The 25,532-nt window shown below is 64.8% G+C and carries 24 protein-coding genes and 1 tRNA gene; 12 read left to right on the top strand and 13 right to left on the bottom strand.

All coding sequences use genetic code 11. The features are described 5' to 3' along the window. Positions 1 to 76: 76 nt before the first annotated feature. On the top strand, positions 77 to 994 hold the full coding sequence (locus ABGV18_RS10470; RefSeq protein WP_396585990.1) for a LysR substrate-binding domain-containing protein: 918 nt from the start codon (positions 77 to 79) through the stop codon (positions 992 to 994). A 273-nt stretch (positions 995 to 1,267) separates the two neighbouring features. On the opposite strand, the gene ABGV18_RS10465 is transcribed toward ABGV18_RS10470, so the two are convergent. Both ABGV18_RS10465 and ABGV18_RS10460 read right to left on the bottom strand, forming a co-directional pair. Next, a complete protein-coding gene (locus ABGV18_RS10465) occupies positions 1,268 to 1,930 on the bottom strand; it encodes a hypothetical protein (RefSeq protein WP_396585989.1) in 663 nt (220 codons plus the stop codon). A gap of 192 nt (positions 1,931 to 2,122) precedes the next feature. After that, complete coding sequence (locus ABGV18_RS10460) at positions 2,123 to 2,614, bottom strand: CIA30 family protein (protein WP_396585988.1); 492 nt, start codon at positions 2,612 to 2,614, stop codon at positions 2,123 to 2,125. A gap of 67 nt (positions 2,615 to 2,681) precedes the next feature. Here ABGV18_RS10460 and ABGV18_RS10455 point away from each other — a divergent pair, with 67 nt between their 5' ends. Beyond that, positions 2,682 to 3,176 (top strand): hypothetical protein, encoded by a 495-nt coding sequence (locus tag ABGV18_RS10455; protein WP_396585987.1) that lies wholly within the window; start codon positions 2,682 to 2,684, stop codon positions 3,174 to 3,176. A gap of 70 nt (positions 3,177 to 3,246) precedes the next feature. On the opposite strand, the gene ABGV18_RS10450 is transcribed toward ABGV18_RS10455, so the two are convergent. Next, a tRNA-Ala gene (locus ABGV18_RS10450) sits at positions 3,247 to 3,322 on the bottom strand. A 236-nt stretch (positions 3,323 to 3,558) separates the two neighbouring features. Here ABGV18_RS10450 and ABGV18_RS10445 point away from each other — a divergent pair. Next, a complete protein-coding gene (locus ABGV18_RS10445; protein ID WP_396585986.1) occupies positions 3,559 to 4,050 on the top strand; it encodes an arsenate reductase/protein-tyrosine-phosphatase family protein in 492 nt (163 codons plus the stop codon). Between the two features lie 122 nt (positions 4,051 to 4,172). Here the strand turns inward: ABGV18_RS10445 and ABGV18_RS10440 are convergent, their stop codons facing one another. Further along, on the bottom strand, positions 4,173 to 7,067 hold the full coding sequence (locus ABGV18_RS10440; protein ID WP_396585985.1) for an Rne/Rng family ribonuclease: 2,895 nt from the start codon (positions 7,065 to 7,067) through the stop codon (positions 4,173 to 4,175). Between the two features lie 504 nt (positions 7,068 to 7,571). Here ABGV18_RS10440 and ABGV18_RS10435 point away from each other — a divergent pair. From ABGV18_RS10435 to clpA, 5 genes are all read left to right on the top strand, one after another. Then, positions 7,572 to 8,618 (top strand): RluA family pseudouridine synthase, encoded by a 1,047-nt coding sequence (locus ABGV18_RS10435; RefSeq protein ID WP_396585984.1) that lies wholly within the window; start codon positions 7,572 to 7,574, stop codon positions 8,616 to 8,618. An 8-nt stretch (positions 8,619 to 8,626) separates the two neighbouring features. Then, positions 8,627 to 9,382: an HAD-IA family hydrolase gene (locus tag ABGV18_RS10430; RefSeq protein WP_396585983.1), complete on the top strand. Its 756-nt coding sequence runs from the start codon at positions 8,627 to 8,629 to the stop codon at positions 9,380 to 9,382. A gap of 123 nt (positions 9,383 to 9,505) precedes the next feature. After that, positions 9,506 to 10,573, top strand: a complete 1,068-nt coding sequence (locus ABGV18_RS10425; protein ID WP_396585982.1) for a S49 family peptidase — start codon at positions 9,506 to 9,508, stop codon at positions 10,571 to 10,573. Positions 10,574 to 10,605: 32 nt separating this feature from the next. Continuing rightward, the gene (gene clpS / locus ABGV18_RS10420) at positions 10,606 to 10,974 is read left to right on the top strand and encodes an ATP-dependent Clp protease adapter ClpS (protein WP_396585981.1); all 369 of its coding nucleotides are present in this window, start codon (positions 10,606 to 10,608) and stop codon (positions 10,972 to 10,974) included. Between the two features lie 181 nt (positions 10,975 to 11,155). Further along, positions 11,156 to 13,444 (top strand): ATP-dependent Clp protease ATP-binding subunit ClpA, encoded by a 2,289-nt coding sequence (clpA, locus tag ABGV18_RS10415; protein ID WP_396585980.1) that lies wholly within the window; start codon positions 11,156 to 11,158, stop codon positions 13,442 to 13,444. Positions 13,445 to 13,611: 167 nt separating this feature from the next. Here the strand turns inward: clpA and infA are convergent, their stop codons facing one another. Continuing rightward, complete coding sequence (gene infA, locus ABGV18_RS10410; protein ID WP_396585979.1) at positions 13,612 to 13,830, bottom strand: translation initiation factor IF-1; 219 nt, start codon at positions 13,828 to 13,830, stop codon at positions 13,612 to 13,614. Positions 13,831 to 14,023: 193 nt separating this feature from the next. Here infA and ABGV18_RS10405 point away from each other — a divergent pair, with 193 nt between their 5' ends. After that, positions 14,024 to 14,605 (top strand): nitroreductase family protein, encoded by a 582-nt coding sequence (locus ABGV18_RS10405; protein ID WP_396585978.1) that lies wholly within the window; start codon positions 14,024 to 14,026, stop codon positions 14,603 to 14,605. A gap of 147 nt (positions 14,606 to 14,752) precedes the next feature. Then, the gene (locus ABGV18_RS10400; protein WP_396585977.1) at positions 14,753 to 16,468 is read left to right on the top strand and encodes a glutamine--tRNA ligase/YqeY domain fusion protein; all 1,716 of its coding nucleotides are present in this window, start codon (positions 14,753 to 14,755) and stop codon (positions 16,466 to 16,468) included. 129 nt (positions 16,469 to 16,597) lie between these two features. On the opposite strand, the gene ABGV18_RS10395 is transcribed toward ABGV18_RS10400, so the two are convergent. After that, positions 16,598 to 16,942 carry a high-potential iron-sulfur protein gene (locus ABGV18_RS10395; protein WP_396585976.1) on the bottom strand — a complete coding sequence of 115 codons (345 nt, stop codon included), beginning with the start codon at positions 16,940 to 16,942 and terminating at the stop codon, positions 16,598 to 16,600. A gap of 131 nt (positions 16,943 to 17,073) precedes the next feature. After that, on the bottom strand, positions 17,074 to 17,418 hold the full coding sequence (locus ABGV18_RS10390; RefSeq protein WP_396585975.1) for a putative signal transducing protein: 345 nt from the start codon (positions 17,416 to 17,418) through the stop codon (positions 17,074 to 17,076). Between the two features lie 114 nt (positions 17,419 to 17,532). Between ABGV18_RS10390 and purM the strand changes: the two genes are divergently transcribed. Both purM and purN read left to right on the top strand, forming a co-directional pair. Further along, positions 17,533 to 18,582, top strand: a complete 1,050-nt coding sequence (gene purM, locus ABGV18_RS10385) for a phosphoribosylformylglycinamidine cyclo-ligase (protein WP_396585974.1) — start codon at positions 17,533 to 17,535, stop codon at positions 18,580 to 18,582. After that, a complete protein-coding gene (purN, locus tag ABGV18_RS10380; protein ID WP_396585973.1) occupies positions 18,582 to 19,247 on the top strand; it encodes a phosphoribosylglycinamide formyltransferase in 666 nt (221 codons plus the stop codon). The genes purM and purN overlap by 1 nt, the downstream gene beginning before the upstream one ends. 152 nt (positions 19,248 to 19,399) lie before the next feature. Here purN and ABGV18_RS10375 read toward each other — a convergent pair whose 3' ends face one another. From ABGV18_RS10375 to ABGV18_RS10350, 6 genes are all read right to left on the bottom strand, one after another. Beyond that, positions 19,400 to 19,798: a hypothetical protein gene (locus ABGV18_RS10375; protein WP_396585972.1), complete on the bottom strand. Its 399-nt coding sequence runs from the start codon at positions 19,796 to 19,798 to the stop codon at positions 19,400 to 19,402. 89 nt (positions 19,799 to 19,887) lie between these two features. Continuing rightward, complete coding sequence (locus ABGV18_RS10370) at positions 19,888 to 20,124, bottom strand: YdcH family protein (RefSeq protein WP_396585971.1); 237 nt, start codon at positions 20,122 to 20,124, stop codon at positions 19,888 to 19,890. A gap of 336 nt (positions 20,125 to 20,460) precedes the next feature. Further along, complete coding sequence (locus ABGV18_RS10365; RefSeq protein WP_396585970.1) at positions 20,461 to 21,747, bottom strand: outer membrane protein transport protein; 1,287 nt, start codon at positions 21,745 to 21,747, stop codon at positions 20,461 to 20,463. A 227-nt stretch (positions 21,748 to 21,974) separates the two neighbouring features. Next, entirely contained in the window at positions 21,975 to 23,801 is a 1,827-nt protein-coding gene (locus ABGV18_RS10360) for an AMP-binding protein (protein WP_396585993.1), read from the bottom strand. Positions 23,802 to 23,916: 115 nt separating this feature from the next. Next, positions 23,917 to 24,201, bottom strand: a complete 285-nt coding sequence (locus ABGV18_RS10355) for a HigA family addiction module antitoxin (protein WP_396585992.1) — start codon at positions 24,199 to 24,201, stop codon at positions 23,917 to 23,919. A 36-nt stretch (positions 24,202 to 24,237) separates the two neighbouring features. Beyond that, positions 24,238 to 24,516 carry a type II toxin-antitoxin system RelE/ParE family toxin gene (locus tag ABGV18_RS10350; RefSeq protein WP_396585991.1) on the bottom strand — a complete coding sequence of 93 codons (279 nt, stop codon included), beginning with the start codon at positions 24,514 to 24,516 and terminating at the stop codon, positions 24,238 to 24,240. Between the last annotated feature and the right edge of the window lie 1,016 nt (positions 24,517 to 25,532).

Here is a 25,532-nt window from a genome sequence, read left to right as displayed (position 1 = left end):
TAATCGGTGGGGTTTATAAATAAAATTCAGAGTTTATAATCAGACATCAAACTATATCTGATAATCAATTTTTCTTATGATCAGACTAACCCTGCGCCAACTCGAAATCCTTGAGGCCGTTGCCCGTCACGGCAGCTTTTCCCGTGCCAGCAAGGACGTCCACCTCACCCAGCCGGCGGTCTCCATGCAGATCAAGCAACTGGAGGAATCCCTGGGCCTGCCCCTGTTCGAGCACGTCGGCAAGAAGATCCATCTGACCGAGGCGGGCAGGGAAACCCTGGCGACCAGCCATGCCATCGGCCGGGAGCTCGACAACCTGGAGCACACACTCGCCGACCTGCAGGGGCTGAAAGGCGGGACCCTGAAGGTCTCCGTGGCGAGCACCGCAAGCTACTTCGCGGCGCGGCTGATGGCCCTGTTCCGGCAGGTTAACCCCGAGGTACGCATCAGCCTGAACGTCGTCAATCGGGCAACGCTACTCCAGCACCTGACCGACAACAGCGTCGACCTGGCGCTCATGGGCCGCCCCCCGGAAGGGCTGGGCCTGATCGCCGAGCCGTTCATGGAAAACCCGCTGGTCGTCATCGCCTCCCCGAGCCACCCGTTTGCCAAGATCCGCAACATTGCCCTCGCCCGTCTGGCCGACGAGCCGCTGGTCGGGCGCGAGCCGGGCTCGGGCACGCGCGGGGCGGTGGAGAAGGTCTTTGCCGAGCACGGTCTCGAGCTCAAGGTCGCCATGGAGATGAACAAGAACGAGGCCATCAAGCAGGCCGTGGAGGCCGGCCTCGGCCTGGGGGTGGTCTCCCTGCACATCGTCCAATCGGAACTGGCCTCCGGGGAGTTGTGCGTGCTCGACGTGCAGGGGTTCCCGCTGATGCGAGAGTGGTACCTCGTCCAGCGCGAGGGCAAGCGCCTTAGCCCGGCCGCGCGGGCCTTCTCCGAGTTCGTGCTGACCGAGGCCAAACGGGCGGCACGGCTTGACCGGGTCCAGTGAGGATCCGACACGTCCCGGTAACGCTCAAGGTTCACCTTGCTTAGCTGAAGTCTGCACCCACCGACATCAGGTAACTGGCAACTCGGAGCCGGCATGCCCGTGCCCGCGCGTGAGGGCGCACACGGGTCCTTCGCGGGGAAGCTGGAACCTGCCGTCCCTGAAAGGGGAGATGAAGGCCATCGACCTGCCGGCCCTCCCCTCGCCTCTGGAGCCCGCCGGGACCGTCGCATTGAAGAAAATGGCGCGAGGCGGCTCTGATTACGGCAAGGCGACTCAGCGCCGGTTGAACAGCCGCGGATTGGCCTCCAGGAACGAGGCAATCCACTGTTCGAGGAACGACCGCCCGGCGGCCACTTTCAAATACCCGTAACCCAACACCGCGATCACGCCGCCCCCGACGGCATCCACGATCAGGTCCCACATGGTGTCGGTCAGCCCGGAGGGATCGCCGAGCATCGGTTTCTGCATGTTGGTGCCAAACCCCTGGTCCATCGAGAACTCGAAGATCTCCCACAGGGCACCGATCCCCAGCGCGAACATGAAGGCGAACAGCGCCACGAACCCCGGCGTCATGTGAAAGCGGATGTTGTGCTTTTCGTTGAGGATGTAGACCAGCAAAAAGCCGACGATGCCCAGCAGGAAGCCCGAGGCGGCGTGCAGCACCAGATCCCACCACCAGAAACGGGTGTAGTAACCCTGCACTTCGCCCAGAAACAACGCGGCGAAGATAAACAGCGTCGCCAGAAGCTTGAGCTCCGAGGGAATGAACACCTCGAAGCGTTTGAACATCAGTACCGGCGCCACGGTCAGCATCAGGATGAGTACCGTCATCACGGAGGTCAGCCACAACCCTTCCCATAGGGCGAATGCCAGCTCGGCCAGCATGATCACCTGGATGACCAGGGTGACGCGTTGGTGGACTCGTCGTCGCTGCATAGGCTCCTTGAGATTGGGCGGTGTTGTCGTCGATGTCGAAAGGGCCGACTCGACCGACTGATGCCGAACATCAGCCGTTGTCACGATTGGAGGGGAAACCGTTTCCGATCGTTCAGGGGACGCGCCCTGGATGGCAATGGAACGCACACCGACGGTGGGAAACCGCCGCGCGGGAACCGGAAACGCGCCGCCTCACGCCGCCCGGATCGAGGCGATCTCCAAGCGAAACGGCCCGGCCCGATGGTCCGCCAGCAGAAAACCCAGCCGATCGATCCGATCCGGCGACAAGCGCGGCGCGTCGGGCACGGCGTGCCCGCGGCGCACTGCCTCGAACTCCGCCCAGGGCAGGCTGACCTCCAGCCATTGGCCGGCAATCGTATCGAAACCGGCGGCGTAGGAAATCCCGGGTGTCGTTTCGCCCGTACCCACCCGACACTGATAGCGACGCCCGTCACCACGAAACCGGATCGCAATCCCAACGCTATCGGCCAGCGCGCCTGGCGGTAACGCCCGACGCACGGAGGCGAACCCGCCGCCATGCTCCAGCGATAGCTCACCACTGAAAACGCCGATCCCGTTGTCGACATGGAACGCACCGGCGGACACACCGCCCATCACGCCATCGTTCACGGCGTACCAAGGAGTCGATGCGGCGGGTTCGAGGAAACTTGTCGGGGTTGTCATGTGACTAACCTAGATCACCGATGCAAGCGCCGCACATTGATCAAACCGAAAACGAGGAGATGTAACCATGCCGAGAACAATCCTGACCTTGGGGCTCGCCTTGACGCTGCCACTGATCGCACAGACCGCCTGGGCGGTCGATGACGAGCCCTGGAACCAACCCGGGTGGGAGCCCGTCACTGAAGAGCAGCGCCAACCGGCCAGCCCCAACGAAATGGCCGAAAGCACTATTGAGGTGCGTGAGCACCAGGGGATTCGCTACCTGACCGGCGGGCTTGGCACCGGAGAGCGCGCCTGGCTGGAGGAGCACGGCTCGTCCTACCCAGTGGTACTGCAGTTCTCGAAGGGCGCGCGCGGCGCGTTCGTCTCGTCAGTGGACGTATCCATCCGCACGCCCGACGGTGAGACACGATTCGAGGCCACCACGGACGGGCCGATGATCTACATCGACCTGCCGGCCGGCCGCTACACCGCCACGGCCCGCTACCAGGGACATGACCGCGATTTGACCCTGCAGGTCCCCGCCAATGGCCAGGTCAGTCGCTCGATCAACTTCAACTGAGAAACTGGGCATACCGGCCAGAACAAAAAATCCCGGGTCGCCACCGCGAACCCGGGATTTTTCTGATATTTGGTGGAGCCAGGCGGGATCGAACCGCCGACCTCCTGCGTGCCACGCAGGCGCTCTCCCAGCTGAGCTATGGCCCCTCGTACCTGAGGAATGCGCGCATTGTACCGGCACGACGGAGGCTGTCAACACCCTGTCACCGGGATTTGCGCCGATCACGACAAACCGCCGAATCCTCGTCGATGCGAAGGCGAAGCATCGGGGAGATTTCCGTCCCCACCGAGCAAGGCCACGGGATTTTGGTTACATTACCGCCAATCGACCGGGCAGCCCATTTCATCTGCCCGCCCCACCCCTACAACCGACGAGGTACGACATGACGGAGACCAAGGCCCCGAGCGTCTTGTTCGTGTGCATGGGCAACATCTGCCGTTCGCCCACCGCCCACGCCGTGTTCGAGCGACTGGTCGAGCAGGCCGATCTGGCCGATCGCATCCGCATCGATTCGGCGGGCACCCACGCCTACCACGTCGGCAATCCGCCCGATGAACGCGCCATGCGGGCCGCGATGACCCGCCAGTACCGTATGGATCACCTCACGGCTCGCCAGGTGCGTCCCGAGGACATCGCCGAATACGACTACGTGCTCGCCATGGACTTGGCCAACCTCGAGATCCTGCAATCGCTCGCCGACGAGGCGCTGCGTGACAAGCCCCACCTGTTCATGAGCTACGCGCCGGACTATGGCCTCGACGAAGTGCCGGACCCGTATTACGGCGGCGGCAATGGCTTCGAGCAAGTCCTCGACATGGTCGAGGCGGCCGCCGGCAATCTGCTCGAGGACATTCGGCGCCGTCACTTAGGGTAAACCTGACAAGCGGAGATTTCCTCCAAGACGCGTCCCCGCCACACCGGCAGGGATGCCGCAAAAGAAAACGCCCCGCTTAGATTAAGCGGGGCGTTCTTGTGTGCGACGTAATGGCGACCAAATCAGCGTTCGCGCTTTTCCTCGTCGCTGGGCGATTCGGCACCGGTCTCCTGCTCGGCGACGTCGGGCGCTTGCGCTTCGGCCGCCTTGGACTCGGTCACCGGCGTCTTTTCCGCCGGTTGATCGGCCGCAGAGTCTGACGACGTAGGCTCGGCCATCACGGACGACCCAGTGGATGCCGGCCCGGCATCGGCTTTGGCGTATGCGGCACTCGCCGTTACCGACTGCTCGGTATCGGTCGCCGGGTTGGCCTCGATGTCCACCGACTCCTCACGAGTCGGCATCGACTCGGTAGCCTTCGGTGTCTCAACCGGGGCCTCGCCTTGTGACCGCCCGGCATCAGAGGTCACTTCAGGGGCGTTCCCTTGCGCCTGACTCGATGCGCCGGAATCGGTCACGTCCTGGGCGGTCACCTGGGCGGTCACTGCTGAGGCTGCGCTGCCGGAGGCCGCCTTGGGTGCGGCGGCCACCTTGGTGGTCTTGGCATCAGTCGCCTTGACCAACCGATCACTGGCCTCCAGTCGCACGGCCGCGTTGGGGGGCAGCTCCTCGGCCATGCCCCTTTTCTTGGAGACGTCGAGCGGCAGGCTCTTGCCTTCGCTGATCGGCGCGGCCAGTTGCTGGTCGACCAACTGACGCTCGCGCTCGCCCAGCGGCGGCGGAGTACGCGGCTCGCTCTTCGGCCCACGATCACCGCGGCTACGGCCCTTGCCGCCGGAGCCACCCGAACCGCCACGACCGGATTGGCCACCGTCCTTCTTGCTCTCGCCGTCGGTCGGCGACTTGCCGCGGCTAGGCTCGGCCTTGGTCTCGGCCGGCTGCTCGTTCTTCTGCTCGGGCTTCTGGCCGGCATCCTGCTGAGCCGGGTTGCCGCCGCTGCCGCCGCGACGACCACGACCGCGACGACGTCGGTTACCCGATTTGCCTTTGCCCTGACCGGCATCCTTGTCCTTATCCTGCCCCTTGTCCTGGGACTCGTCACGAGCGGACTTGGCTTTCTCGGCCTTGTCACTGCCGGACTTGCGACGACCGTCGGCCTTGCGACCAGAGCGGTCACCGGACTTCTCGCTACCCTTGCCAGAGTCCTTGCCCTTGCGCGAGGCAGGTTCGGCCCCTTCGTCCTCGTCGGCACGAGCACCAAAGAGCTGACCCACGACGCGACGCAGCAAGGAAACCGCCCCATTGGCGATCGGGCGCAGCGGCGCGCTCTCGGCGGCCGGGGCGGCCGGAGCAGCCGACGCCGTCGGAGCCGCTGCAGCGGGCTCGGCGGCCTTTTCCGGCTTTTCCGAGGCCGGCTGGGCCGCCCGCGGAATGGTCTGGACCGCGGCCTTCTCGGCCAGACGATGACGCGGCTCGGGCGACGGGGTCTCGACGCTCAGCGGCTCGATCATCTGCTGGACGTCACGGGCCTGTGCCTCGTTGTCGTCGGCCCGCACACGCTCGATCTCGTAGTGCGGGGTCTCGAGATTGATATTCGGGATCAACAACAGGTCGACGCTGTTGGCCTGCTCGATTTCGTTGATCTGGTCACGCTTCTCGTTGAGCAGGTAGGTGGCCACATCAATCGGCACCTGCGCGATGACGCGTCCGGTGTTGTCCTTCATCGCCTCGTCGACCAGCAGACGCAGGATCGCCAGCGACAGCGACTCGACCGAGCGGATCACGCCCTGCCCGTTGCAGCGCGGGCACATGTGCTGACTGGATTCCTCCAGCGAGGCACGCAGGCGCTGACGTGACATTTCCAGCAGACCGAAACGTGAGATGCGGCTGGTCTGCACCCGGGCGCGGTCATACTTGAGCGAATCGCGCAGGCGGTTTTCCACCTCGCGCTGGTGCTTGGAGGAGCCCATGTCGATGAAATCGATCACGATCAACCCGCCCAGGTCCCGCAGGCGCAGTTGCCGCGCGATTTCCTCGGCCGCCTCCAGGTTGGTATTGAAGGCGGTGTCCTCGATGTCCTGGCCCTTGGTATTGCGCCCGGAGTTGATATCGACCGCGGTCATCGCCTCGGCGACGTCGAATACCAGCTCGCCCCCCGAGAGCAGCGTGACGTTGCGCTGGTAGGCCGACTCGATCTGCGATTCGATCTGATACCGGGAGAACAGCGGCGTGGGATCGTCGTAGAGCTTGATCTTGTCGGCGACCTTGGGCGTGACCATCCGAACGAAATCCATCGCCTGCTGATAGATGGTCGGCTCGTCAATCAGGATCTCGCCGATGTCGTTGCGCATGTAATCGCGCAGCGCCCGGATGATGAGGTTGCTTTCCTGGTAGATCAGGAAGGGGCCCTGACGGCCCTCGGCCGCCTCGTGGATCGCGCTCCAGACCTGGACGAGGTAGTCGAGGTCCCATTGGAGTTCCTCGACGTCACGACCAACACCGGCGGTACGCACGATCAGACCCATGCCTGCCGGCACGTTCAGTTGCGCCAGTGCGGCCTTGATCTCGGCGCGATCATCGCCTTCGATGCGGCGCGAGACGCCACCGGCCTTGGGATTGTTGGGCATGACCACCAGGTAGCGCCCGGCCAGGCTGACCAGCGTGGTCAGGGCCGCGCCCTTGTTGCCACGCTCTTCCTTCTCGACCTGGACGATCAGTTCCTGACCTTCCTTGAGCGCGTCCTTGATGATCGGACGCCCCTTGTCGTCGACCGCCTTGGGGTCGAAGTACTCGGGCGAGATCTCCTTGAAGGGCAGGAAACCGTGGCGATTGGCGCCGTAATTGACGAAAACGGCCTCGAGACTGGGCTCGATGCGCGTGATGGTCGCCTTGTAGATGTTGGCCTTCTTTTGCTCCCGGGACGGGGTCTCTATGTCAATGTCATAGAGACGTTGCCCGTCTACGAGCGCAACGCGGATCTCCTCGGAGTGCGTTGCGTTGATCAGCATTCGTTTCATGGAAAAATTCTCGACGTTTCTGCACAAGCCGCGGCTGGCAAAGGGCCGCGCGCGACAGGTGACTTGAGTTCAGAGGAACGCCCCGACGCGCGTTTGCCGACCATCCCGCCAGTCGCCGAGCCGCGCAGAAACGCGAACACGACGCCTGCCGTCCGACCGCGACGAGGCGGTACAGGACGGCGAGCGGCAGGGAGAGGAACCGGAAAAGGCGCATTGAGTACAGGACGTAACAACCGTTGATCGTTCTTGACAACTGTGAGCGGGCGGCAGCCCGAGGCTGGTCGTGCCCGTCGAGACCGAGCCAATGGTGTTGGCGAGGCCGCATCGTGGGCAAACGGGATGGGCTGGCATGAGTCGCCGGCTTGACTAAAGAACCCGAGCGCTCGCTGGCTGCCGCGGGTGGTCGGCACGTGCCACACCACCTGACTTTCGCCACAGTGCGCTGATACTATCACAACCCCGCCAGCGCACGGTCTCAATTGCGCCGAGAGTAAACACGAGCCGATGACAGCCGAGAACCGCCAAGCCGCCGCCGAACAAGCCCCCGCCGAACGCCCGCGCGTCCGCCTCGAAACCGTCGACGCGCGCAGTGACGGTCAGCGCCTCGACAACTTCCTGCTGCGCGAGCTGGGCGCCCAGCACGACAAGCAGCCGCGAGCGCTGGTCTACCGCCTGATCCGCAAGGGACAGGTGCGGGTCAACAAGAAGCGCGCCAAGCCGATGCAGCGCCTGCGCGACGGCGACATCGTGCGCATCCCGCCGGTGCGCGATCTGCGCGGCGACCCCGAGGTGGCACGTCCTGCCGCCCGCATTCCCGCCGGCTGGCTGGAACGAATCGAGACGCTGGTCCGCCACGAGGATGAGGCGCTGCTGGTGATCGACAAGCCGGCCGGGCTGGCCGCGCATGCCGGCAGTGGTTTCGACTTCGGCCTGATCGAGCTCCTTCGCGCCGCCCGCGGCGACGGCGCGACACTGGAACTGGCCCACCGCATCGACCGCGAAACCAGCGGCCTGATCGTGGTGGCCAAGTCCCGCGAGACACTGCTCGCCCTGCAGGAGCAGTTCCGCCCCGAGGGCGCGGCGAAGAAACGCTACCTGGCCCTCTGCCACGGCCACTGGCGCGACGTTCACCAGACCATCACCGCCCCGCTGCGCAAAGACCAGGGCGATGGGCGCGCCCACCGGGTGGTCGTCGATACCCGTTTGGGGAAGTCCGCCCGCACCGACTTCGAACGCCTCGGCACCAGCCATCGCGGTCCGGCGGTCAGCCTGATGGCGGCGACGCTGCATACCGGACGCACCCATCAGATCCGCGTGCACTGCCGGCATGCGGGCCATCCGATCGTCGGTGACAGCAAGTATGGCGAGCGCACTCTCGACCGGCCCCTGGCACGCCGCCGCCCCGACCTGATGCTGCACGCCTATCGACTCACCCTCACCCACCCGACCCACGGCGGCCGACTGACTATTACCAGCAACCCGCCGGATTATTGGCAGCCGTTGCTGGATAACGCCGGGCTCACCTTGAAAAACCACCAGCCGCCCCGATAACCCCCTTCATGACCGACATCAGCAGACTCCTGATCCGCCCAGCACACCTGGTCGTCCCGCCCCGACTGGTCGTGTTCGACTGGGACGGCACGCTGGCCGACTCCACCGGGCGGATCGTCATCGCCTTCCAGGAAGCGCTGGTGTCGGTGGACCACCCGCCGCTGCCCGACGAGGCGATACGCGGCATCATCGGTCTGTCGCTGGCCAACGCCATCACCGAACTGTTCCCCGAGGCCGAGGATCGCTTCCGCGAGGCGCTCGCCCAGGCCTATCACCGCTGCTACTTCGCCAACGAGGAGCCGGTCGCACTCTATCCGGAAGCCCAGGCGCTGCTCGATGCGCTGGCGGAAACCGGTTGCCTGCTGGCCGTGGCCACCGGCAAGTCGCGCCGCGGGCTCGATCGCGCCCTTGCGCAGACGGGAACGGCGGACTACTTTCACCACACGCTCACTGCCGAAGAAACGCGCTCGAAGCCCCACCCGGAGATGCTCGACGGCATACTCGATTACACGGGCAGCGGCCCGACCGAGACCTGGATGGTGGGCGACACCGACTTCGACCTGCTGATGGCGCGCAACGCCGGCACGCACGCCATCGGTATCACCCATGGCGCGCACCCGCGCGAGCGTTTGGCCGCAGCACGCCCGGATTGGTTGATCGAGCGGCTGGCCCGACTGCACGACGGGCAGGGACAGGAGCAGGGCAATCAACCCATCGCGAAACCGAGCGCCCCCCGGGAACCCGGCACCCCTCCCGCCGTCTGATTCGGTCGTCGGGGGCGCCGGCTGATCCGACACACCTCACGATATCGGTGAGCCGCCCGTACGATAGGATCTCACCATCACTTCGGGCGACCGCCTTAGGACGACAACGCAGGCAAGATCTCCATGAGCCAGAACATCCCGCCAGACGACGTGCGCATCGAACCGCCCGGTGGCCCGGACTACCACCCCGGCGAACCGCGCAACGAGGAAAAACCGCCTCGTCGCGAAAAGGGCGAGGCCTCACCGGACTGGGCGCGTGATGCCCTGCTCGACATGGCTCGTCATGGGCTGGTCGAGCAACGCCGCGCACGGCGCTGGAAGGTGTTTTTCCGTTTTGTTTCCGTCGCCCTGGTGGTCTGGTCGTTAACCCTGATCACCCTGCTGTTCACCGCCGGTGACCGAAAAGCACCTGGCCTATCCAAGCCCACCGCGGCCGTGATCGACATCACCGGCCTGATCGCTGCGGGCGAAACCACCGAGGCCCGCCGCGTGATCCCGCAGCTGGAAAAGGCGTTCGAGGAAGACAACGTCAAGGGCATCGTGCTGCGCCTGAACACCCCCGGCGGCAGCCCGGTGCAGTCCAGCGCGATCTTCAATGCCATCCGCGAACTCAAGGAGGAGTACCCGGACAAGCCGATCTACGCGGTGGCCGAGGACATGGCGGCCTCGGGCGGCTACTTCATCGCCGCCGCGACCGACGAGATCTACGCCAACCCCTCCTCGATCGTGGGATCGATCGGCGTGCGCATGGACAGCTTCGGTTTCGTCGATGCGATGGAGAAGCTCGGTATCGAACGTCGACTGCTCACCGCCGGCGAGAACAAGGCGATCGGCGACCCGTTCAGCCCGACCGATCCCGAGGAAACCATGTACCTCAAGGGCGTACTCGACGAGATCCACGAACAGTTCATCGAGGCGGTCAAGACGGGCCGCGGCGACCGGCTGGCTGACGACGAGGCAATCTTCTCGGGGCTCTTCTACACCGGCGAAACCGCCGTGGAAAATGGCCTGATCGACGGCCTCGACAGCGTGCGTGGCGTGATTCGAGATCGCATCGGCGTCGAGCACCAGGTCGACCTGACCCCACGCAGCAATCGCCTCGAGCAACTGCTGGGCGCGACCGCCCAGGAATTCGGCTCGGCCCTCACCGGCGTGAAAAGCGAGCCGGCGCAGCCAATGATGCTGCCCTGAGGACCAGGGCTCGCTCGGGTTAGACTGTGGACATGACTGACACCCGCCACACCCGCATACCGTTTACTGCCGGTATCAACGCCGGCCCGCAGACCACCTACCGCCCGCTGGAGACCGAGGAAGCCTCGGAGCAGGCGGTCAGCGACGAGCCCCCCATGTACCGGGTGCTCTTGTTGAATGATGACTTCACCCCCATGGATTTCGTGGTGCAGATCCTGATACAGCTGTTCGGCATGACATTCGATCAGGCCAACGCCGTCATGCTGGAAGTGCACCATTATGGGCGGGGGGTCTGCGGTGAATTCACGCGCGAGATCGCCGAGACCCGCGTCGGCCAGGTGAACCAGATCGCCCGAGAACACGAATACCCGTTGATGTGCGTGATGGAACGCGCCGAGTAGACCCACATCGAACCTCTGTGCGAAGTAGGAACGCAGAGGTTCCTAAATTTCCTCACCCCGTTGGCAACGTCGCAATCCGGCGTATCATCGGGTCATGGGCAACGGCCCGGCTATCAACCGATGCCAGGCCACCCCAGGGAACCGTTGACGGGTTCCCTCACCAGACCGGAGGAGAGGATCGGTGCTGAGCAAATCCCTCGAAACCACTCTGAGCCGCGTGTTCGATCGCGCCCGGCGCCAGAACTACGAATTCGTTACCCTCGAGAGCCTGCTGCACACGCTGCTCGAAGACCCCGACGCGCGCATGGTGCTGGAGGGCTGCAACGCCAATATCTCGCAGCTCGCCATGGACCTCGAGGCGCACATCCGTCGCACCACCCCGCGCATCCCGGAGAACGACCCGCGTGAAACCCAGCCGACGCTGGGCTTCCAGCGCGTGCTCCAACGGGCAGTGATGCAGGTGCAGGCCGCCCAGCGCAGCGAAGTCTCCGGCGCGCACGTGCTCGCCGCGATCTTCGGCGAACAGGACGCCCACGCCGTGCACCTGTTGCACAAGGCCGGCGTGACGCGTCTCGACGTGATCAATTTCATCTCGCACGGCCCCGAGGCCGACGACGAGGGCGTTGATGACGAAGAGCCCGAGATCAACCAGGCCGACGTCGAGGACGCCGACGAGCAGCCGGCCGACGAGAACGCCTTCGAGAACTTCGCCATCAACCTCAACAAGCAGGCCGCCGAAGGCAAGATCGACCCGTTGATCGGCCGCAGCGCCGAACTCGAGCGCGTCCAGCAGGTCCTTTCCCGCCGCCGCAAGAACAACCCGCTGCTGGTCGGTGAGGCCGGCGTGGGCAAGACCGCCATCGCCGAGGGCCTGGCGCGCAAGATCGTCGACGGCGAGGTGCCCGAGGCGTTGTCCGAGGCCACCATCTACGCGCTCGACCTCGGTGCGCTGGTCGCCGGCACCAAGTACCGCGGTGACTTCGAGAAGCGCCTCAAGATCGTGTTGAAGAAGGTCCGCTCGGTGCCCGATGCGATCTTGTTCATCGACGAGATCCACACCCTGATCGGTGCGGGCTCGGCCTCCGGCGGCTCGATGGATGCCTCCAACCTGATCAAGCCGGCGCTGGCCTCGGGTGAGTTGCGTTGTATCGGGTCGACCACGCACCAGGAATACCGCAGCATCTTCGAGAAGGACGCCGCGCTGACGCGTCGCTTCCAGAAGATTGACGTGCCCGAGCCCACCCAGGACGAGACCATCGACATCATCCACGGGCTGCGCGAGGGCTACGAGAAGCACCACCACGTCGTTTATACCGACGAGGCGATCGAGGCGGCGGTGAAGCTCTCGACGCGCCACATCAACGACCGCCACCTGCCGGACAAGGCGATCGACGTGATCGACGAGGTCGGTGCGCAGTATCGCCTGCTCCACCCGCGGCCCGAGGACAACCGCATCACCGCCAGCGACATCGAGCGCGTGGTCGCCCGGATGGCGCGCATCCCGGAACGCAGCGTCTCCACCTCGGATCGCGAGGTGCTGCGCAACCTCGATCGAAACCTCAAGATGGTGGTCTTCGGCCAGGACGAGGCGATCGCGCAGATCACCACCGCGATCCGCCTGGCGCGCTCGGGCCTGCGACCGGACAACAAGCCGATCGGCTCGTACCTGTTCGCCGGACCCACCGGCGTGGGCAAGACCGAGGTCGCCAAGCAGCTCGCGCGGCTGCTGGGCATCGAGTCGGTGCGCTTCGACATGTCCGAGTACATGGAGCGCCACAGCGTCTCGCGGCTGATCGGCGCCCCGCCGGGTTATGTCGGCTTCGACGAAGGCGGCCTGCTCACCGAGAAGATCCACAAGAACCCGCACTGCGTGCTGCTGCTCGACGAGATCGAGAAGGCACACCCGGACGTGTTCAACGTGCTGCTGCAGGTGATGGACAACGGCTCGCTGACCGACACCAACGGTCGCAGCATCGATTTTCGTCACGTCATCCTGATCATGACCTCGAACATGGGCGCCGAGGAAATGGCCAAGAACAGCATGGGCTTCGTCGCGCAGGACATCGGCTCATCCGGGATGGAGGCGATCAAGCGCGGCTTCACGCCGGAATTCCGCAACCGGCTGGACGCGATCATCCAGTTTCGCTCGCTCGGCACCCGGCAGATCGCCAACGTGGTCGACAAGCTACTGCTGGAGCTCGAGCAGCAGCTCGAGGCGAACCACGTCACCCTGCAAGTCGACGACGAGGTACGCCACTGGCTCGGTGAGGAAGGCTACGACGTGGTGCTCGGCGCCCGCCCGATGGGTCGCCTGATCCAGGACAAGCTCAAGCGGCCACTGGCCGAGCAGATGCTGTTCGGCGATCTCGCCGACGGCGGCAAGGCGCGTTTCACCATGGACGAGGACGAACCCGCCCTGATCGCCACGCCCGCCGCCGAATCCCTTGCCGAGGAGTCATCCACGGCCTGACGTCAGGCAAGCGGACCGGCCAACGACCAACGGCGCCCCAACGAGGGCGCCGTTTTCTTGGTTCGATCGTTTCGGCAGGCACAAACGCGCACGCCCGGCTCACGCAAGGCGCGGCCGGGTGAGATCGTCCGTCGGGATCGGTGGCGACCGGCAGAGCCGACGCGGGATCAGCGGGAGCGGAAGGAGATGCGACCCTTGGTCAAGTCGTAGGGAGTCAGCTGCACCGTGACCTTGTCGCCGGTCAGGATGCGGATGTAGTTCTTGCGCATGCGACCGGAGATGTGGGCGGTCACCACATGGCCGTTTTCCAGCTCGACTCGGAACATGGTGTTCGGCAGGGTGTCGGTCACCACGCCCTGCATCTCAATGTAATCTTCTTTTGCCATAAATCCTCTAGCAGGTTGAAATGGGGCGTGATTATCGACGAAAACCGAGCTCGCGCCAAGAAAACGCCCCCTTCGGGCCAAGTGCCGTTTCTAATGGTTCAACATAAGTGGCCCGTTCGATGACCAATCAGGTTGGTCGCAGCCCGCCATTATGAACGAAAACTGTCCAACCTTACATCGAGATCCCGCAGACATGACCGAACACCGTGACCTGGTGGACGCCCTGATCCATCGCCACTCCACCCCGCCCACCGGCCTGACCGGGCCGGCGCCCGACGACGACACGCTCCAGCGCATCCTGCAGGCCGCCGAAAGCGCCCCGGATCATGGCGGGCTGCACCCGTGGCGTTTCCTGGTGATCGACGGCCCGGCCCTCGATCGTCTGGGCGAGATCTTCGTCGAGGCGATGCGCCAGAAAGACCCCGACGCCAAGGAGGAAACCCTGGAGCGCGAACGGCTCCGGGCACAGCGTGCGCCGATGATTATTGCCGCGATCGCCCGTGAAGAAGCGGACCACGCCAAGATCCCCGAGACCGAACAACTGTTGTCCGCCGGCATCGCCACCCATCAAGTGCTTCTCGCCGCCCAGGCGTTGGGCTTCGGCGCCGTCTGGCTAACCGGCATGCGGGTCTACGACGAGAACGTCATGCGCCCCCTGGGTCTGGCCGAGAACGAGCGCCTGATCGGGTTGATCAATATCGGCCAGATCAAGGAAGGGGCCCCGACACGCGGCAAGCGCCGCCGCGAGGCGACCATCGATCGCTGGACTGGCTGATCATCAACCGTCGGGCGCCCTGCCCGACTCGGCGTCAATCGCGCCCCGCCCAATCACAGCCCCGTATCAATCGTGACCAAGGGGCGGCGAGCCTGCCGATTTTTCGTACAATGGTCGCTTCACTTCGCCGAGACCCATCGAGCCAGCATGTCCGAATCCAACGAGCCGATCAGCCACTTCATCCGCAACCGCATCGACGCCGACCAGGAGAAGGGCGCCTACGGCGGCAAGGTGACCACGCGCTTCCCGCCAGAGCCCAACGGCTACCTGCACTTCGGGCATGCCAAGAGCATCTTTCTCAACTTTGGCCTGGCGCGGGACTACGACGGCATCTGCCACCTGCGCTTCGACGACACCAACCCGGTCAAGGAAGAGCAGGCCTACGTTGATGCCATCCGCGAGGACATCGAGTGGCTGGGCTTTCGAGACCCCGCGCACGAGCACTTCGCCTCCGACTACTTCGAGACGCTCTACCTGGGCGCGGTCGCGCTGGTGAAGGCCGGGCTGGCCTACGTCGATTCCCAGTCGGCCGAGCAAATGCGCGCCAACCGCGGCACGTTGACCGAACCGGGCACCGACAGTCCCTATCGGGATCGCTCGATCGAGGAGAACCTCGATCTGTTTACCCGCATGCGTGACGGCGAGTTCAAGGATGGCGAGCACATCCTGCGGGCGAAGATCGACATGGCCGCGGCGAACCTCAACATGCGCGACCCGGCGATCTACCGCATCCGCCACGCGCACCACCACCGCACCGGCGACGACTGGCCGATCTACCCGATGTACGACTACGCCCACTGCGTGTCGGATGCCATCGAGGGGGTCACCCACTCGCTGTGCACGCTGGAATTCGAGGACCATCGTCCACTGTACGACTGGTTCATCGACAAGCTTGCGGACCTGGGCTTCTTCGAGCGCCCGCTGCCGCAGCAAATCGAATTTTCGCGGCTGAACCTCACCTACATGCCGCTCTCCAAGCGGAAATTGATCCAGCTGGTCGAGGGCGGTCATGTCGACGACTGGGACGACCCGCGCATGCCCACGCTCAAGGGCGCGCGTCGACGCGGCTTTACCCCGGCGGGGTTCAAGCTGTTCACCGACCGCATCGGCGTGTCCAAGTCCGACAGCCTGATCGACTTCGGCGTGCTCGAGGACTGCATGCGCGAGACGCTCAACGAGTCCGCCGAGCGCCGCATCGGCGTGCTCGACCCGCTCAAACTGGTGCTGGTGAACTTTCCCGAGGACCACGAGGAGACCTGCCAGGCCCCCAACCACCCGCAGAAGCCCGACTGGGGCAAGCGCGAGGTCGCACTCACCCGCGAGCTGTGGATCGAGCGCGGCGACTTCGCCCTCGATCCGCCCAAGAAGTACTTCCGCCTCAAGCCCGACGGCGAGGTGCGCCTGCGCTACGGCTTTATCATCAAGCACGTCGGCCACGACCTGGACGACGACGGCAACGTCACCTGCGTCTACGCCGAGTATGACCCGGACACCAAGTCCGGCACGCCGGGCTCCGATGCGCGCAAGGTCAAGGGCAACATCCACTGGCTGTCCGCGCGTGACGCCGTCGAGACCGAGCTCCGACAGTACGACCGCCTGTTCCATGTCCCGGCGCCGGGCGCGCGCCGAGAGGGTGACGATCCGGACGTCGAGCGCGACTTCCTCGACGACCTCAACCCCGACTCGATCCATACCCTGAGCGTCTATATCGAGGCACGCGCCGCGAATGCCGAGCCCGAATCGATCTACCAGTTCGAGCGCCACGGCTACTTCGTCGCCGACCAGAAGGAGCACGTGCCGGGTCAGCGCCCGGTGTTCAACCGGGCCGTGACACTGCGTGACTCCTGGGGCCAGGGCAAGTAAGCCACGCCTCTGGCGCGAATCCCGTCACGATTTCAGCAGACACAAAAAAACGGCCCGGACATCCCGGGCCGTTTTCTCGTTGTGCGGCCAGATCAGACGATCCGGGCCGCCGGGCTCAGTCTTTCTGGCTCACCCCTTGACGTAGGAACTGCACCAGCCGCTGCCCTTGACCGCCTTACCGCGGAAAATCGCGCAACCGCCCCAACCGTCGCCGGCCGCATCGGCCTTGTAGAGCGCGCAGTTCTCGCAGGTCTGACCGCCCTTGTGCGACGGGTGTTCGACCTCGCCGGCCTCGTGCTTGTAGTCGAGCGACTTGGCCATGGGGTCGTCCTCGGACAACTGCTCGAGTTCCTGCGCCTGCGCCGGGGCGATCGCCATCAGCGGGATCACGGCCGAGGCCAGCGCCCCACCCACGAAGCGCCGGCGCGATCGATCCATCGGCAGGTCGTACTCCTGTGATTGCTTATCCGTCATGTTTCCTCTCCCTTGGATGGATTGACAACATCCCGACTGTAGCGCGCTTTCCCCCGGCAGGAAAATCATTTAGATAACGCTAACTTGTTAATATAGTAACGGTTCTCATTCCCCATCCATTCGCGTTTACCTCACGACATTCCCCAGCTCACCACCAGCACTACCAAGGCGGCAATCACTAGCCACCAGGCCAGCCGTGACGACTCTTCCACATCCGGCGCCCCCTCCTCGCTCGACTGCTCGCGTTGACCGGGTGGGTCGGGGTCACGCTGTTCGTAGTCGGCAATCAGGCGCTCGGCCCGCTCCTCGTCCCGCTCGTCGATCAGCATCACCCGCGCGAAATCCTGCGGCGCCAGCTGGCCCACCGCGCCCTGCTGATAGAAACCGGCCACCTCGGCTTCGATGCCCTCGGCATTCAGCATGCCGCAGACGATATGCGCCTCGAGGATGTCCGCTGCCCGATAGATGGTTTTCATTGCCGCTCCATTCAATGCGATTCGCGCCCTTGCGACACCCACCGAAGGGGGCGCCGGATGCCGAGATTGATGTAGACTACGCGCCATCTCAAACCAAGCGTTCAGCCTACCGCCATGACCCAGGAAATTCCTTCGGAAAACACCCCCCTCACCTACCGCGACGCGGGCGTCGACATCGATGCCGGCAACAGCCTGGTCGAACGCATCAAGCCGGCGGTCAAGCGCACCCAGCGCCCCGAGGTCATGGGCGGCCTGGGCGGCTTCGGCGGCCTGTTCGCTCTGGATACCAGCAAATTCAAGCAACCGGTACTGGTCTCGGGCACCGACGGGGTCGGCACCAAGCTGCGCCTGGCGATCGATCTGGGCAAGCATGACGCCATCGGCATCGACCTGGTCGCCATGTGCGTCAACGACATCCTGGTCACCGGCGCCGAGCCGCTGTTCTTCCTCGACTACTACGCCACCGGCCGGCTCGACGTCGACGTCGCCGCCCAGGTGGTCGAGGGCATTGCCAATGGCTGCGAGCAGGCCGGCTGCGCCCTGATCGGCGGCGAGACCGCCGAGATGCCGTCAATGTACGAGGAAGGCGACTACGATCTCGCCGGCTTCGCTGTCGGCGCGGTGGAAAAGGACCAGTTGATCGACGGCAGCAAGGTGGCCGCCGGCGACAAGCTGATCGCCCTGCCCGCCTCCGGCCCGCACGCCAACGGCTACTCGCTGATCCGCAAGATCATCGAGCGCGCCCAGCCCGACTGGAACACCACCGAGGGCAAGCAACTGAGCGAGCAACTGCTCGCCCCGACCCGTATTTATGCGAAAGCTGTGCAGGCTCTGGCCGAGCAGGTCGACATCCACGCGATGAGCCACATCACCGGCGGCGGGCTGACCGAGAACCTGCCACGCGTCTACCCGGATCACCTGGCCGCGGCCATCGACTGGTCGAGCTGGCAGCGCCCGGCGGTGTTCGACTGGCTGGCCGAGCAGGGCAACGTCGAGATCGGCGAGATGCGCCGCACCTTCAACAACGGGGTCGGCATGGTGGTGATCGTCGCCGCCGACCAGGCCGAGGCGGCCATCGGTGCGATGCAGGCGGCCGGCGAGAACGCCTGGATGATCGGCGAGATCGTCGAGCGGGGTAACGGCGAGCCCGTCATCTACCGCTGATGGTGGCCAGGGACAAAGCCCGGCTGGTCGTCCTGGCCTCCGGCAACGGCTCGAATTTCCAGGCAATCATCGATGCCTGCGAGAACGGCCGGCTGGACGCCGAGATCGTCCTGCTGGTGGTCAACCGCCCCGGCGCCTACGCGCTCGAACGCGCCCGGACGCACGGCATCCCCAGCCGGCTGATCGACCACAAGGACTTTGCCGACCGCGAGTCCTTCGACGCCGCCATGGCCGAGGCCATCGACGCGGCACGGCCCGACTGGATCGTCATGGCCGGCTTCATGCGCATTCTCACCGATGACTTCGTCGACCGCTTCCAGGGTCGCCTGATCAACATCCATCCCTCGCTGCTGCCGAAGTACCCGGGCATGAACACCCACGCCCGGGCACTGGAAACCGGCGACCGTGTCCACGGCGCGACCGTACACTTCGTCACCCCGACCGTGGATGCCGGCCCGCCGATCGTGCAGGGCCGCCTCGAAATCTTCGATAAAGACGACGTCGAGTCGCTCAAGCAGCGCATCCATGGCGTCGAGCACCGCATCTACCCGCTCGCGATCGATTGGCTGGTCAAGGGCTCGATCGACTTCGACCGCGCCGCCGCCCAGACAAGCCCGGCGGTGGTCGATGCCTCCGGGGCGTTGATCGTCCCGCCCAGTCCATAACCCGCTCCGGCCGTTCCTTGATTGCCGTATCGCCGCGGTTTCGGCAGACAACGGGAGAGAATCTCCGTAGGAGCGGCTTCAGCCGCGATAGCCCACGCAATAGTCCAGGGCCGATACCTGCCCTTCGCGGCTAAAGCCGCTCCTACAGGGGATCATTGCCGCCCAGCTCGACCCAGCAACCACGGCATGGCGGCCATCAGGAGCAGGCTGAGCGCGTACGCGGTGCCGGCCACCGGGTCACGTCCGCCCAGGTACTCCGCCAGCGTCAGGCCGCGCAGGCCGAGCACCAGCGCGATCTCAGCGAGCAGCAACCAACCCACGGCCAGCATGCCGGTCGCCAACCGTGTCGGCATTGTCGCGGGCAGCGCGAACCGGCGCAGCGTCCAATGGGCGGACAGCACGACCACCAGCAGCATCACCGGCATCTCGGCCAGTTCGGCGGCCCGTGTGCCCAGCCACGGGGCCAGCCACAGCTCCCGCACCACGCCGAGCGCGAACCCGGCGGCGAACACCCACAGGAAATAGACCGTGCCGGCCTTGATTACCTTCATGGCGGCTCTCCTCGTGCACTGACGACTGACAAGCAAAAGGGCCCACCTGAACCAGGCGGGCCCTTCGGCACTGGCATCGATCGAGGCGATCAGCCCTTGAGCATGCCGTAGAGCTCATCTTTCAGCGCCAGGCGCTGCTTCTTGAGATCTTCCATGTGCTCGTCGGTGACCGGCTCGTCCTGCTTCTCCAGCCGCTCGACTTCCTTGGTCAGTTCGTCGTAACGCTCGAACTGCTTATGGAAATGAGTGTCGCTGGTCTTGAGCTCGTGAATCCGGTCTTTAAATTCCGGGAATTCATGTGCCAGATCGTGATGGTCTACCTGCATCGGTCACCTCAATTTCGGGGTAAGAAGACGAGCCGGAACGCCCGGCGTCGCTAGGGAAGGTTTGCACGAATCGCCAATGCCTCTGGCTTACCGGCTTGTTCACCATCGAGGCGCCGCTTTGACGGCGGGCTCATTGCCCGGCGAGAAGCGGCAACAAAGAGGGTGGGCAAGCCGGCAAGCCCCGTAGGGCGGGCCGCCAGGCACCCATCTGCGGTGTTGCGGTGCTTGCCAATGGCGACGGCCATTGGACGGCGCTTCCCTATAGCCTAGATCATAGCGCTGAATGCGACAGGCGTCCTCCCAGCAGTTCGCTCGGAGATCGCCTGCCGACCGCCCTTAGAATCGCGCGTTGACCTGCAGGCCGAGGATATCGACCTCGGCCTCGTACCGCCCCTGCAACGTATCCGGAATGCTCGATTCCGTGGTGTTGTCGATGGAGCTATCGTTCAGCCAGATATGGGTGTAGCCGACATCCACCGACCAGCGCTGGTTGAAGGCATAACCCAGACCGATCGAGCCCCAGACACGATCGGCATCCGGCAGGCGCGTGGTGCGGAATGCGGCGCTGGGCACCGGCGTGGGATCGTAGGCGGCACCGGCACGCAGCGTCCAGCGCGGGGCGAACTCCCACTCGCCACCCATGGCGACACGCAGGGTGTCATCCCAGTTCTCGGTCGTGACGGATTCGCGGCCACCGCTCTGTTCGACCTTGAGTTCCTCGAAGCTCGACCAACCGGTCCAGAGCAGGCCCAGCGAGCCGGTTACCGTATCGCTGAATTGGTGGGTCAAGCTGGCAGACAGGCTGGCCGGCAGATCCAATCCCGCCTCGGCCGGGCTGTCGGCAAACGCCGAGTTGGCTGCAAGGGCCGTAGGTACGGTGTAATCCACATCACCCTCGAGTTGGTGATCGATGCCCGAGTGATAACTCAGGCCGACACGAGTGCGCTCGGTCGGCTGCCACAGGGCACCGATGGTGTAGCCGACGGACCAATCATCACCCTCGATCTCGACCTCGCCATCAGGCAAAGTCATGAAACCTCCAGTCGCGGCCGTCGAATTGATCGCGGAAGTCAGCTTCGCTTCGGCCCGCTGGATGTTCAGGGCCCCACCGATGGTCCACTGCGGCGTGAGATCAAAACTGATCGATGAGCTGATATCGATGACCTCGATCCGGCTTTCGATACCGTGATAACGCCCCAACCACTCCTCGTCATATTCCGTGGCCAGACCAAACGGCACGGTCAGCGCCACCCCCACACGGGTGCGCTCATTCAACCGATGAACGATGGAGGCATTAGGGATCGCCGCCGGCTCCCCCGCATCTCCCCCAAGACCCATGGAGCCACCCCCGTCGGACGTCGCCCCTGCTTGTAACTCGAACGACGGCCGTATGTAGGCGACACCACCCGAAACGGCGGTGCCATCGATCTGCGTCATGGCCGCCGGGTTGCCGATCATCCCACTAGCCTGCCCGTTCCCCGTGGCGAGGTTGGCATACGCCTGGCCCAGGTCGGTCGCGTTCTTCTCCATCAGCGAAAAGCCGGCGGCCTGGGCATGGCCGCCCATCAAGGCCATCGACAGCGACACGGCAGTCGCCAGGGTGGTCTTGTGGATGCGATTCACGGTCGGACTCCTTTTTTTGCCTTTGGCTTTTCTATTTGATTCGTGTGACGACGAACAGCCCTGCAGGAGCGCCTTCAGGCGCGATAGGCCGCATGTGCCCCGGCTGTTGTCCCGGCTGATCGCGGCTAAAGCCGCTCCGACGGTGTCCGCCAACCACCCCCGGGCAGACGGCACTGCCGCTGGCGCGGCCTTCGCGGGCGAGGCCCGCTCCCACTGGGTCTGGTCGTTTACCGGGAGGCGAACAGGGCCTTGATCTCCTCGGCGTGTTCCTTCTCGATCAGCGGTCGCTTGAGCTTCTGCGTCGGCGTCATCAGGCCGTCCTCGATGGTCCACGGCTCGGTAAGGATCTTCACCCGGCGAATCTGCGCATAGCCGGGAAAGTCCTCAAGGCGGGCATTGACGCGCTTGAGTACCAGTCGCTCGACGAAACGGTCGGTGAGCGTTTCGGGGTCCTCGGAATCCATGCCGAACTCGTGCATCAGCTCGACGAAGGCCTCGGGCTCGACCACGACCAATGCCACCAACTGGTTCTCGCCCTCACCGAGCACCAGCACCTGGTCGATCAGCGAGTCGAGCCCGATGGCCGTTTCCATCGCCGCCGGCGGCACCTTTTCGCCGTTTGCCATCACGATGATGTCCTTGAGCCGACCTGTGATGCGGATGTGGCCGTCCGCGTCGATCGCCGCCTGGTCGCCGGTATGCAGCCAGCCCTGCTCGTCGATGGCCGCGGCGGTGGCCTCGTCGTTCTTCCAGTAGCCCTGCATCACCCCGGCGCCCTTGACCAGCAGTTCGTCGTGCTCGCCGAGACGCACCTCGACGCCGTCGAGCGTCGTGCCGATGGTCTCGGGGCGGTTATTGCCAGGACGGTTGACCGACACCACCGGGCTCGCCTCGGTCAGGCCATAGCCCTGCAGCACCGGCACGCCGATGCCGGTGAACACCCGCGCCAGTTCCGGCGACAGCGGCGCCCCGCCGCAGATGGCGTAACGCAGCCGCCCACCGAGGCGCTCGCGCAGCTTGGTCGCCACCAGCCGGTCGAACAGCGGCCAGAAGGCGGCCTTCCACGCACTGCCTTCGCGCCCCTGCGACCGCTCGAAGCGGGCCGAGCCCACCGACACGGTGCGCTCGAACAGCGTCTGCGCGAACGTGCCCTTCTTTTTCAACGCCGAGCCGATCCGGTCGTAAACACGCTCGTAGACACGCGGCACGGAGATCAGCAGGGTCGGCTTGATGATGCCGAGGTCCTCGCCCAGCTGCTGTGCCGAGCGGGCGAAGGCCACAGTCGAGCCGCAGATCATGGGCAGGTAGTAGCCGCCGGTACGCTCGAGGGTGTGCGACAGCGGCAGGAAGGACAGGAACAGGTCGTCCCCGGTGATCGAGGCGACCTTCGAGCAGGCGAAGGCGTTTTCCAACATGTTGCTGTGGGTGAGCATCACGCCCTTGGCCCGCCCGGCGGTGCCGGAGGTGTAGACGATCGAGGCGAGCGTCTGACCGTCGGCGTCCAGTCGCACCGGCTCGCCGCGCGCGCCGAAGGTCCAGTCGGCAAAGGACTCCAGATGCTTGTCCTTCGAGCGGTCATCGGCATCGACCGGCGCCAGCGTGATGATGCGCTTGAGGGTCTCGAAACCGTCGGCGACCGCCTCCAGCCCGCGCCACTGGCGCCGGCCGTCGACCACCAGCAACCTGGCCCCGGTCTCCTTAATGATGTTCGCCACGTTCTTCGGCCGGTCGTCCGTGTACAGCGGCACCGTCACCAAGCCCAGCCCCAGCGCCGCCTGGTCGAACAGCACCCACTCGCGGGCGTTTCGCAGCATGATCGCGATGCGATCGCCGGGGGCCAGCCCGTCACGCGTCATCGCCGCCTGGATGCGCCCCACCTCGTAGGCCATGTCGGCCCAAGTGGTGTCGATCCAGTCCTGACAACCGGGATCGTACTGGCGGTACGCGATCGCCTCGGGCGTACGTTCGACGCGCTCGAAAAAAAGCCCGCTCAGGTTGACGGCCTGGGCAGGCGTGACGCGGTGATCCGCTTGGGTCGGGTTGGGCGGGGACATCATCTTCCTCCGGCTAACATCCTGATAGTGGCCGGAGTGTAACAGCGCGGTCATGGGAGGTAACCGCATAGGGTTTTATGGGGCATCAGGCCACCGGCGGTGCCATTCAACGCGTTTACGCGACGGAAGGATCGACCTCACTCACCACCCGATCACCGCGCTCGATCTCGGCACGACGCAACTCGTATTCCATCTGCAGGTTCAGCCAAAAGCGCGCCGTCGTGCCGAAGTATCGCGCCAGCCGCAGTGCCGTATCCGCCGTCACGCCTCGCCGCTCGAGCACGATGTCGTTGATGCGGCTGGGCTGCACCTTCAGCGCCTTGGCCAGCGCATTGGCACTCAGCTCCATCGGCTCGAGATAGTCCTCGCGAAGAATCTCGCCCGGGTGGACCGGACGCATGCCGTTCTTGATAGCCATCGGTTCGTTCCTCCCGGTTCAGTGGTAATCCACCAGCTCGACATCTTCCGGCCCACGGTCGGTCCAGCGGAAGCACAGGCGCCATTGGCTGTTGACCCGCATGCTGTGCTGCCCGAGACGATCACCCGTCAGCGCCTCCAACCGGTTGCCCGGTGGCGAGGCCAGGTCTTCCAATGCCTCCGCCGCGTGCAGCTGGATCAGCTTGCGCTCGATGACGCGCCGGATATCCGACCAGCGGCGGGATCGTCCGGTTTCGAACAGCCTCTGCGTCTCCCTGCAGCGAAAGCTCCTGATCATGCTCACGAGCATATACCGTTTATCGGTAAGCGGCAAAGTCCTCGCGAAAAAGCACGTGGCGAGGTCCGAACCTGCACGGGGAGCTGAATACTGGAAAATGTCCTGGCCGTTCGGAGAGGGTTTCGCACGCCAGTTAAGTGGTGTGGCTCGGATCGATCGCCGTGCGCGGCGTGCGAGGGTATTTTCTTGCTTGTCCAAGAAAACACCCGAAAAGAAGGACACCCCACGGCTTGGCCCTTCGGGCCTTCGAGCTCGGACTGCGGTCCGACCTCGAAGCCTCACGACCGACGGCTGGCTTCGGGGCCGGCTCGACGCGACATCGTGTCGCGCTGAGCCTCGGAGCGACGTCCCTGTCGCTCCGACCCCGGCCACCCGCCGGCCGTGAGACAAGCCGTCAAGGGGGGGGAAGCCTCCGTTACCCGCCGTGCCGCACGCCGGCACCCCCGCCGTCCTCCTGCGTACCAAGGCAAGCACGCTGCTCAAACATTCACAACAATTCAAATCGAAGGCCGAGTCCCCTTACGCCTTGCCTCGCGAGCGGGGAATCGCAGGGTCTGGCCGGCATGGACGCCGGCCAGAGGTTCGCCGCGACAGGACGTCGCGTCGAACCGACCCGTCCGCGATACCCCGTTCGCGAGGCAGATCGCGGCAGCGATCAGGCCCGAAGGGCCAAGGCGTCGGGGTGTCCTTCTTTTCGCCTCTTTTCTTGGACAAGCAAGAAAAGAGGCTCGCGCGCCAGGCACGGCGCCAGATCGATCCTGCTTCGGGCTAACGGCGCGTGAAAACGGGCCACCAAACGATCGGGGAGAACCGCTCCACCCTTAGAGAAACCGTTTTGCCCCCGAATATGACGCTCTAAGGCAACAAAAGCCGTGATTCAGGCTTCTATCGTCCGTAATATCAGACAGTTATCTGGGCCCGACCCCATATTGCCTTTTATTGAAGTCCCACCACCTGTTATTGAAGCCCCACTACCTGACGTAACGACACAAGGTTTTATGGGCGATTAGGCACCA

It is taken from the genome of Guyparkeria halopsychrophila (assembly GCF_044582135.1).
Classification (GTDB): Bacteria; Pseudomonadota; Gammaproteobacteria; order Halothiobacillales; family Halothiobacillaceae; genus Guyparkeria.
This window is presented reverse-complemented; position numbering and strand designations above follow the sequence as displayed.

Coding starts and splice junctions, on each gene's coding strand:
- ABGV18_RS10400 (WP_396585977.1), top strand. CDS start 14,753: ATGTCCGAATCCAACGAGCCGATCAGCCACTTCATCCGCAACCGCATC.
- ABGV18_RS10435 (WP_396585984.1), top strand. CDS start 7,572: ATGACAGCCGAGAACCGCCAAGCCGCCGCCGAACAAGCCCCCGCCGAA.
- ABGV18_RS10370 (WP_396585971.1), bottom strand. CDS start 20,124: ATGCAGGTAGACCATCACGATCTGGCACATGAATTCCCGGAATTTAAA.
- ABGV18_RS10455 (WP_396585987.1), top strand. CDS start 2,682: ATGCCGAGAACAATCCTGACCTTGGGGCTCGCCTTGACGCTGCCACTG.
- ABGV18_RS10440 (WP_396585985.1), bottom strand. CDS start 7,067: ATGAAACGAATGCTGATCAACGCAACGCACTCCGAGGAGATCCGCGTT.
- ABGV18_RS10405 (WP_396585978.1), top strand. CDS start 14,024: ATGACCGAACACCGTGACCTGGTGGACGCCCTGATCCATCGCCACTCC.
- clpS (WP_396585981.1), top strand. CDS start 10,606: ATGACTGACACCCGCCACACCCGCATACCGTTTACTGCCGGTATCAAC.
- ABGV18_RS10425 (WP_396585982.1), top strand. CDS start 9,506: ATGAGCCAGAACATCCCGCCAGACGACGTGCGCATCGAACCGCCCGGT.
- ABGV18_RS10445 (WP_396585986.1), top strand. CDS start 3,559: ATGACGGAGACCAAGGCCCCGAGCGTCTTGTTCGTGTGCATGGGCAAC.
- ABGV18_RS10430 (WP_396585983.1), top strand. CDS start 8,627: ATGACCGACATCAGCAGACTCCTGATCCGCCCAGCACACCTGGTCGTC.
- ABGV18_RS10470 (WP_396585990.1), top strand. CDS start 77: ATGATCAGACTAACCCTGCGCCAACTCGAAATCCTTGAGGCCGTTGCC.
- ABGV18_RS10460 (WP_396585988.1), bottom strand. CDS start 2,614: ATGACAACCCCGACAAGTTTCCTCGAACCCGCCGCATCGACTCCTTGG.
- ABGV18_RS10375 (WP_396585972.1), bottom strand. CDS start 19,798: ATGAAGGTAATCAAGGCCGGCACGGTCTATTTCCTGTGGGTGTTCGCC.
- ABGV18_RS10395 (WP_396585976.1), bottom strand. CDS start 16,942: ATGACGGATAAGCAATCACAGGAGTACGACCTGCCGATGGATCGATCG.
- ABGV18_RS10350 (WP_396585991.1), bottom strand. CDS start 24,516: ATGATCAGGAGCTTTCGCTGCAGGGAGACGCAGAGGCTGTTCGAAACC.
- purN (WP_396585973.1), top strand. CDS start 18,582: ATGGTGGCCAGGGACAAAGCCCGGCTGGTCGTCCTGGCCTCCGGCAAC.
- purM (WP_396585974.1), top strand. CDS start 17,533: ATGACCCAGGAAATTCCTTCGGAAAACACCCCCCTCACCTACCGCGAC.
- ABGV18_RS10465 (WP_396585989.1), bottom strand. CDS start 1,930: ATGCAGCGACGACGAGTCCACCAACGCGTCACCCTGGTCATCCAGGTG.
- ABGV18_RS10390 (WP_396585975.1), bottom strand. CDS start 17,418: ATGAAAACCATCTATCGGGCAGCGGACATCCTCGAGGCGCATATCGTC.
- infA (WP_396585979.1), bottom strand. CDS start 13,830: ATGGCAAAAGAAGATTACATTGAGATGCAGGGCGTGGTGACCGACACC.
- ABGV18_RS10360 (WP_396585993.1), bottom strand. CDS start 23,801: ATGTCCCCGCCCAACCCGACCCAAGCGGATCACCGCGTCACGCCTGCC.
- ABGV18_RS10355 (WP_396585992.1), bottom strand. CDS start 24,201: ATGCGTCCGGTCCACCCGGGCGAGATTCTTCGCGAGGACTATCTCGAG.